General features: G+C 64.9%; 7 protein-coding genes (1 of these 7 running past the window's edge). 3 read left to right on the forward strand and 4 right to left on the reverse strand.

All coding sequences use genetic code 11. The annotated features are described in order from the left end of the window. Nucleotides 1-42: 42 nt before the first annotated feature. Both hslU and FRF71_RS09520 read left to right on the forward strand, forming a co-directional pair. On the forward strand, nt 43-1344 hold the full coding sequence (gene hslU, locus FRF71_RS09515; RefSeq protein ID WP_147090436.1) for an ATP-dependent protease ATPase subunit HslU: 1302 nt from the start codon (nt 43-45) through the stop codon (nt 1342-1344). Nucleotides 1345-1354: 10 nt separating this feature from the next. Further along, nucleotides 1355-1555, forward strand: coding sequence for a DUF1737 domain-containing protein (locus FRF71_RS09520; RefSeq protein ID WP_147090437.1), 201 nt, complete (start codon nt 1355-1357; stop codon nt 1553-1555). A 6-nt stretch (nt 1556-1561) separates the two neighbouring features. Here FRF71_RS09520 and FRF71_RS09525 read toward each other — a convergent pair whose 3' ends face one another. Both FRF71_RS09525 and FRF71_RS09530 read right to left on the reverse strand, forming a co-directional pair. Further along, nucleotides 1562-3379 (reverse strand): ABCB family ABC transporter ATP-binding protein/permease, encoded by a 1818-nt coding sequence (locus tag FRF71_RS09525; protein WP_147090438.1) that lies wholly within the window; start codon nt 3377-3379, stop codon nt 1562-1564. Nucleotides 3380-3414: 35 nt separating this feature from the next. Beyond that, the gene (locus tag FRF71_RS09530) at nt 3415-4317 is read right to left on the reverse strand and encodes a retroviral-like aspartic protease family protein (protein ID WP_147090439.1); all 903 of its coding nucleotides are present in this window, start codon (nt 4315-4317) and stop codon (nt 3415-3417) included. Nucleotides 4318-4449: 132 nt separating this feature from the next. Here FRF71_RS09530 and FRF71_RS09535 point away from each other — a divergent pair, with 132 nt between their 5' ends. After that, nucleotides 4450-5370 (forward strand): hypothetical protein, encoded by a 921-nt coding sequence (locus FRF71_RS09535; RefSeq protein WP_147090440.1) that lies wholly within the window; start codon nt 4450-4452, stop codon nt 5368-5370. Here FRF71_RS09535 and FRF71_RS09540 read toward each other — a convergent pair. Further along, nucleotides 5367-6827: a lipopolysaccharide biosynthesis protein gene (locus FRF71_RS09540; protein WP_147090441.1), complete on the reverse strand. Its 1461-nt coding sequence runs from the start codon at nt 6825-6827 to the stop codon at nt 5367-5369. The genes FRF71_RS09535 and FRF71_RS09540 overlap by 4 nt on opposite strands. Further along, on the reverse strand, nt 6824-7192 hold the 3' portion of the coding sequence (locus FRF71_RS09545) for a glycosyltransferase family A protein (protein ID WP_161597930.1). 606 nt of this gene lie beyond the right edge of the window; the window shows 369 of its 975 coding nt (coding positions 607-975); the start codon falls outside the window, past its right edge — the gene reads right to left on this strand; it ends in the stop codon at nt 6824-6826. Before FRF71_RS09545 ends, FRF71_RS09540 begins: the two co-directional genes overlap by 4 nt.

A 7192-nucleotide genomic window follows, 5' to 3' on the forward strand; every position in this document is an offset into this window, starting at 1 on the left:
ACCCCCGACCCCTCCCGCAAGCGGGAGGGGAGAAGGAAGAAAATGAACCAGAACCTGACCCCCAAGGCGATCGTCGCCGCGCTGGACGAGCACATCATTGGCCAGGCCGAGGCCAAGAAGGCCGTCGCCGTCGCTCTGCGCAACCGCTGGCGTCGCCAGCGCCTCTCGCCCGAACTGCGCGACGAGGTGACGCCCAAGAATATCCTGATGATCGGGCCGACGGGCTGCGGCAAGACCGAGATCAGCCGCCGCCTGGCCAAGCTGGCCGACGCACCGTTCGTCAAGGTTGAGGCGACCAAGTTCACCGAGGTTGGCTATGTTGGGCGCGATGTCGAGCAGATTGCCCGCGATCTGGTCGAGGAAGCGATCCGGCTCGAAAAGGACCGCCGCCGCGAAGCCGTGCGCGATGCTGCCAGCAAGGCGGCGATGGACCGCCTGCTCAAGGCCTTGGTTGGCGAAAACGCCAGCGAGGCAACCCGCGAAAGCTTCCGCCAGCGGATCACCGAGAACGCGATGAACGATGTCGAGGTGGAGATCGAGGTCGAGGACGCGCCGGGCATGCCGTTCGATATGCCGGGGATGCCTGGCGGGGTCGGGATGATCAACCTTTCGGAGATGATGTCGAAGGCGATGGGCCGCCAGAACCTCAAGCGCCGCAAGCTCAAGGTCCCGCAGGCCTGGGACAAGCTGGTCGACGAGGAAGCCGAAAAGCGCATGGACCAGGATGATGTCGCCCGCGTTGCCCTCGCCAATGCCGAGGCCAACGGGATCGTCTTCATTGACGAGATCGACAAGATCGCCGTGTCCGACGTCCGCGGCGGCTCGGTCAGCCGCGAAGGCGTGCAGCGCGATCTGCTGCCGTTGATCGAGGGCACGACTGTCGCCACCAAGTATGGCCCGATGAAGACCGACCACGTGCTGTTTATCGGCTCGGGCGCGTTTCATGTGGCCAAGCCCAGCGATATGCTGCCTGAACTGCAGGGCCGCCTGCCGATCAGGGTTGAGCTGAAGGCGCTGAGCGAGGAGGACTTCGTCCGGATCCTCGCTGAAACGCGCGCCAACCTGGTTACCCAGTACAAGGCGCTGCTCGGCACGGAGAAAGTCACGGTTGAGTTCACCCCCGAAGCGATCCGCGCCATTGCCCGGATCGCCGCGCAGGTGAACGAGGCGGTCGAGAACATCGGCGCCCGCCGGCTCCAGACCGTGATGGAAAAGCTGCTCGAGGAACTGAGCTTTGAGGCCGAGGACCGCGAGGGTGAGACCGTGTTGATCGACGAGGCCTATGTCTCCGCCCGTCTCGATGGCCTCGCGCGGGATACTGACCTGTCGAAGTATATCCTCTAGGATCGGCTGCATGAGCACCCCGCCCGATGACCGCCCGATCTATCGTCTCCTCACCGGCAAGGATGACCGCGCCTTTTGCGAGCGCGTGTCCGAAGCGCTGGAGCAGGGCTGGCGGCTCTATGGCTCGCCGATCCTCGCCTGGGACGAGGAGGGCGGCTACATGAAGGCTGCCCAGGCGGTGGTGTGGAAGGACGCGGATGTGGTGAAGTAGCGCAAGCTACTCTGCCGCTTCGCCCAGTTCCTCGACCGCCTCGGCCTGGCGCGCCCACATTTCGGCATAGAGCCCGTCGCGGCGCAGCAACTCGTTGTGGGTGCCGGCTTCCGCCAGCTGTCCGGCGTTTAGCACCAGGATCGTATCGGCATCGGCGATGGTCGAGAGCCGGTGTGCAATCGACAGTGAGGTCCGCCCAGAGCTGACGCGGTGGAGCGTTGCGAGCACGTCCTGCTCGGTCCGGGTGTCGAGCGCCGAGGTCGCCTCATCCAGCAGCAGGATCGGCGGGTTCTTCACCAGCGTCCGGGCAATCGCGACGCGCTGCTTCTCCCCGCCCGATAGCTTGAGACCGCGTTCTCCCACTTCAGTTTCGAAACCGGCCGGCAGGCGCCCGATCAGGTCCATCAGCGCGGCATCGCGGGCAGCCTGTTCGACATCGGCCTGGGTTGCCCCGTCGCGGCCATAGGCGATGTTGTAGCCGATGGTATCGTTGAACAGCACCGAATCCTGCGGCACGATGCCGATATGCGCGCGCAGGCTGGCCTGGGTGACCTGGGCAATATCCTGCCCGTCGATCAGGATCCGGCCCGACCAGGGATCGTAGAACCGGAACACCAACCGCGCGATCGTGCTCTTGCCTGCGCCCGAAGGGCCGACGATCGCTACCTGGTTGCCGGCCGGCACCTCGAACGACAGGCCGCTCAGGATCGTGCGGTCGCGCTCATAGCCGAAGACGACATTGTCGAAAGTGAGGGTGGGGCGCCTCACCACCAGCGCCGGGGCGCCCGGCGCGTCGCGCACCTCGATGTCGGTGTCGATCAGCCGGAACATGTCGGCCATGTCGGTCAGGCCCTGGCGGATCGTGCGATAGACCATGCCCAGCATGTCGAGCGGGCGGAACAGCTGGGCCAGGTAGGTCTGGACGAACACCAGTTGCCCGGCGCTGTATTCGCCGCGGGCCCAGCCATAAACCGTCAGCGCCATGGCTACGGCCATCAGCAGGTTGGTGATGACCGATTGGGCGATATTGAGCAGGCCCAGGCTGTTTTCGCTCTTTACCGCGGCCTTGGCATAGGCCTGGGTCGCCTGGGCATAGCGGGCTTCCTCACGCGCCTCGGCGTTGAAGTACTTGACCGTCTCATAGTTCAGCAGCGAGTCGACCGCGCGTGACAGGGCTTGGCCATCCAGCCGGTTCATCTGCTCGCGCAGCGCGGTGCGCCATTCGGTGATTGCGCGGGTGACCCAGCTATAGGCCACCACGGCAACCGCCGTGGCAATCACCAGTGGCCAGCCGAAGTTGAGGTAAAAGATCACCGCCACGCCGACGAGCAGGATGATCGTGGGGGCGATGTTGAACAGCATGAAATAGAGCATCGTGTCGATGCTCTTGGTCCCGCGCTCGATCACCTTGGTGACCTCGCCGGTGCGGCGGGCAAGGTGGAAACGCAGCGACAGCCGGTGCAGACGGTTGAAGACATTCTCGGCCAGATTTGCCGTCGCCTGCTGGCCCACCCGTTCAAACACGATGTTGCGCAGGTTGTCGAACACCACGCCGCCCAGCCGCGCCGCCGAATAGGCCAGCACGAACAGCATGGCGAAGGTCGCCACACGGTTGCCAGTGACGTTCATCGCGTCGATGGCCCATTTCAGGAAATAGGGCAGGCTGAACTGGGTCGCGGTGGACAGCAGAATCAGTAGCAGCGCACCGACGATACGGGCGCGCAGCTTCCAATCATGTTCCGGCCACAGATAGGGCAGGAAGCGCCGCAGCGTGCCCCAGCCATCGTGGCGGGCGGTCTTGTCGGTCGGTTTTTCGGGCGGCATCGCCCCTATCTAGGGAGCCGTGCCGAAAAGGCCAGTCAGAGCACGCCTGAAGGCACGTCGAACAGGATCCGGCGCGAGGAGAAGTCGATCGCCAGTCGGTCAAGGCTGCGCAAGTCGCGCATGCCAAGCAGCAGCGAGGGGCGGCTGTCGAGCTTCAACGCCTTGAATGCGGGCGCATCGGTATAGGCAATCGCGACATTGTTGAACCGGACGTCCGCAATCTCGAGCCAGCGGGCATAGCTTAGATCGGCGCTGACGGTGTGACCGGTCACGCTCAGCAGTTCAATCTTTTCCGACTTGCGCTTGCGTGCCAGCGCCTTTTGCAGCGCAATGTTGCCGATCGATGTTTCGGCACCGGTATCGATCACCACCTGGACCTTGATCCCTTCCAGCTTGGCATCGGCCATGATCAGCTGGCCCGAACGGCGCCGCGCTTCGACCACGATTTCGAATCCGCGGTTGCCGCCAAGGTTCTTGGCATCGTCAATCGCCATCAGGCCCTTCTTGAAATCGACTAGAACGCGCTGGTCCTGCAGGCTGTCGAGCCCGAGGATGCCATCGGCCCCCATATGTTCGCTCTCCAGCACGGGCGCGGAAAGGCCGTAGTAGGAGCGGCGACCCAGATCGATCTGGTCGAGATCGACCATGTCGACCATTTGCGTGCCCGCCACGCTGATCAGCCGCGCCTTGCGGTTGGATACCAGCGAGAGCCGCGTCGCCAGTTCGCGGGACAGGACGGTGTTCTGCGATCCGGTATCGATCAGGAAGCGGAACGGGCCTTGCTCTACCACCTTAACCGGCACGGTCATCCGGCTCCACTGATCCTTGCGGATCGCAACGACGTCGGTGGCGGCGGCCTGCTGCTGGCCATCCTGCCCGGCAAAGACCGGCAGGGCAGCGGCAAGCAACAGCGGCAAGAGCAGGCTGGAAGCGGGCATGGTTGTTTCCTCTCACCTGCACACATACCATGCTGCTTGCCTGCGGGCCATGTCATCCATCGAATGACTGGCAGGATGCGCGGGCCAATTTGCCTTTGGTTAACACGGCTTTGCTATTAGCGGTGGCTTGACATGGCACAGCTGATCAATCGGGCCCTGCGCAAGCTGCGCGAACACCGCTTCCTGCGGGGCTGCCGCGCTGTGCTTTCAACACCGCCCGCGCGCGTGCGCGAGGACGGTGTGGTCATCTTCTCGATGATCGGCACCAAGGTGCTGCTGCCCTATCTGGTCGCAGCCAAGTCGTTCCAGGCGCAACTGGGACGCGGGCGCTTCGCGATCCTTGACGATGGCACGCTGACCGATGCCGATAAGGCGGTGCTGGCCCATCATCTGGGTAACCCGCCGATCACCCCGATCGCTTCGGTCGATACCGGCCCCTGCCCGCGCGGCGGAACCTGGGAGCGGCTGCTGACGATCCTGGACCTGCGCCAGCACGACTATGTTATTCAGCTCGATTCAGACATCGTTGCGCTTGGGCCCGTGCCCGAAGTGGCCGCCGCCATCGATGCTAGCCAGAGCTTCACCCTACGGGGGGAGGCCAGTGCGGAGATCCGGCCATTGTCCGCCATCGCCGAATGGGCCAGCCACCATCGCGATGCCGGCCGCCAGCATGTGCAAAGTTCGATTGAACAGGCGATGGGCCAGGTCATCATTTACGGTCGCCCCGCCCTCAAATATGTGCGCGGCTGTTCGGGCTTTGCCGGCTTTGCGCCGGGCGGAGATAGGCGCGGCTTGGCAGAGGCCTTCTCGCAGGAAGCGCAGCGGCTGCTGGGTGCTGCCCATTGGGCCGAATGGGGCAGCGAGCAGGTGACCAGCAACTTCGTGATAGCGAATGAGCCGGACGCGCTGCTGCTGCCCTATGACCGCTATCTCAATTTCTGGAACGCGCCGGTCAGCGAAGCGGCCGGGTTGGTACACTTCATCGGAACCTACCGCTATCACCGGGGCGCCTATCTGGCCGCCGCGCGCCGCGCCATCGCCGCCTTGCGTTAGTTCCGCCGCATTAGGCCAATCACTTCGCTGACCCGGTCGCGGGCGAAGCAGGCCAGCCACAGGCCATAGACCGCACCGCCAGTCGCCACCAGCAGGGCCAGCCGCAGCCACAGGGTGTAGTGGGCAAGCACCGCGTCAAGCGCGACGACGGCAAGCGCCATCGCCGCACCAGCCAGCACTGGTGGCAGGACCGCCGCAGCCAGTTCACGCTTCTTCAGGCCGATCGCTGGCAGGCTCCAGTGCGCCGAGATCGCTGTCAGCAGCGGATAGGCGACTAGCCAGGCCAACGCGATACCGCGCGCGCCATCCAGCGTTACGCCGATCACGAAGACGATCGGCATCAGCACCGAACCCAGCACCGAAGTCCGCGTACCCAGGTTCGGCTGGCCCAGCGCATTGGTCGCAGGCGCAAACATCACGTGTAAGGTCATGAACGGCATTGCCAGCGCCAGCAGGGTGACCAGCGGTGCGGCCGGCAACCATTTGGGGCCCAGCATCAGCTCAACAGCCGGCCCGCTCACGGCCGCCAGCCCCAGGCAGAACGGGATCGCCAGCAACATCACGATCCGCACAGACTTTAGGAAGCCCTGGGCCACGGCGGTTGGATCGTCCTGAATCCGGGCATAGGCCGAAAAGGCCACTTCGTTAAGCGGCGGGACGACCTTGTTGACGAACAGCTGCGCCAGGAACAGCGCGGTCGTGTAATAACCCAGTTCGCCAGCACTCAGCACGCGGCCGGCGATGACGATATCGGCCTGGGCCTGGATGAACCAGAAGATCTGTCCGGCCATCACCACCCCGCCATATGTCGCCATGCTGCGGGCCGAGCGGAAATCGAAACTGGGCCACATCCAGGCGCGGGCCACGGCCACCATCCCGAAGGCGCGGCTGGCAAAGGTAGCAAGCGGCGCGGCGACCAGCGTCCAGACGCCCAGTCCGCCCAGCGCCCCCGCCAGCGCGACCAGCGCGCCGATCACGGCCGAGGCCATGTTGACCTGCGCCTGCTTCCTGAAATCCATCTCGCGCGCCAGCACGGCATAGCCCAGCGAGAGGAACGGGTTGGTGAGATAGATCAGCGCCTGCACGCGCAGCAGGTCGGCTACCTGCGGCTGATGGAAATAGGCCGCAACCAGCGGCGCGGTCAGCACCTGGGCCAACGCCAGCGTGCTGTTGACCACGATCAGCAGGCCGAACAGCTGGCGCAGCTGCTCCTTGCCGGCGCTCCGATCCTGGATCACGGCATTGGCAAAGGAGTAGCCGTTGAGCAGGCCCAGCAGCACCAGCACCACGCCGGTCATGGCATATAGACCATAGTCGCTGGGCGAAAGGATGCGGATGACCAGGAAGGTCGAGGCCCAGGCGATCAGCTGGCTGGCGATCTGCGTGCCTGAGCGCCAGATCACGGCCTTGCGCACCTGATCGCGCAGGTTGTCGGGCTGGGCGGTGGCCGCGGTCATGCAGCGGTCCGCTTGGTCAGCAGGCGCGCCAGGCCCGTGGGTTCATAGCCGCGGCTGTGCCGGTGGCGCCGCCAGCGCAGCATCGGCCGGGCGAGGGCAGGGGCAATGCGCCACAGCGCGAAGGAAGCCCGCCAGACCGGCCCGGCAACCCGCTGACGCAACCGGGCCAGATCGGCCAGGCCGCCGCGGGTATCGCCATCGACCACCCGGTCGATCGCGTGCTCAAAGGCAATCGCCTCACGCGTCGTCGCGATCAGTTCGGCCAGCAATGCCTGCTCAGGCGCTTGTTGCGGCAGGGCACGCGCGGTCTTTTCATAGACCTTGAGATTGCCCAGCAGCATCCGCCCAGCATCGGCCGAAGCTGA

The organism is Novosphingobium ginsenosidimutans, from assembly GCF_007954425.1.
Taxonomy (GTDB): Bacteria; Pseudomonadota; Alphaproteobacteria; order Sphingomonadales; family Sphingomonadaceae; genus Novosphingobium; species Novosphingobium ginsenosidimutans.

Excerpts from the sequence above, each read along its gene's own strand:
- FRF71_RS09530 (WP_147090439.1), bottom strand. The coding sequence starts at position 4,317 with ATGCCCGCTTCCAGCCTGCTCTTGCCGCTGTTGCTTGCCGCTGCCCTG.
- FRF71_RS09535 (WP_147090440.1), top strand. The coding sequence starts at position 4,450 with ATGGCACAGCTGATCAATCGGGCCCTGCGCAAGCTGCGCGAACACCGC.
- FRF71_RS09520 (WP_147090437.1), top strand. The coding sequence starts at position 1,355 with ATGAGCACCCCGCCCGATGACCGCCCGATCTATCGTCTCCTCACCGGC.
- FRF71_RS09525 (WP_147090438.1), bottom strand. The coding sequence starts at position 3,379 with ATGCCGCCCGAAAAACCGACCGACAAGACCGCCCGCCACGATGGCTGG.
- hslU (WP_147090436.1), top strand. The coding sequence starts at position 43 with ATGAACCAGAACCTGACCCCCAAGGCGATCGTCGCCGCGCTGGACGAG.
- FRF71_RS09540 (WP_147090441.1), bottom strand. The coding sequence starts at position 6,827 with ATGACCGCGGCCACCGCCCAGCCCGACAACCTGCGCGATCAGGTGCGC.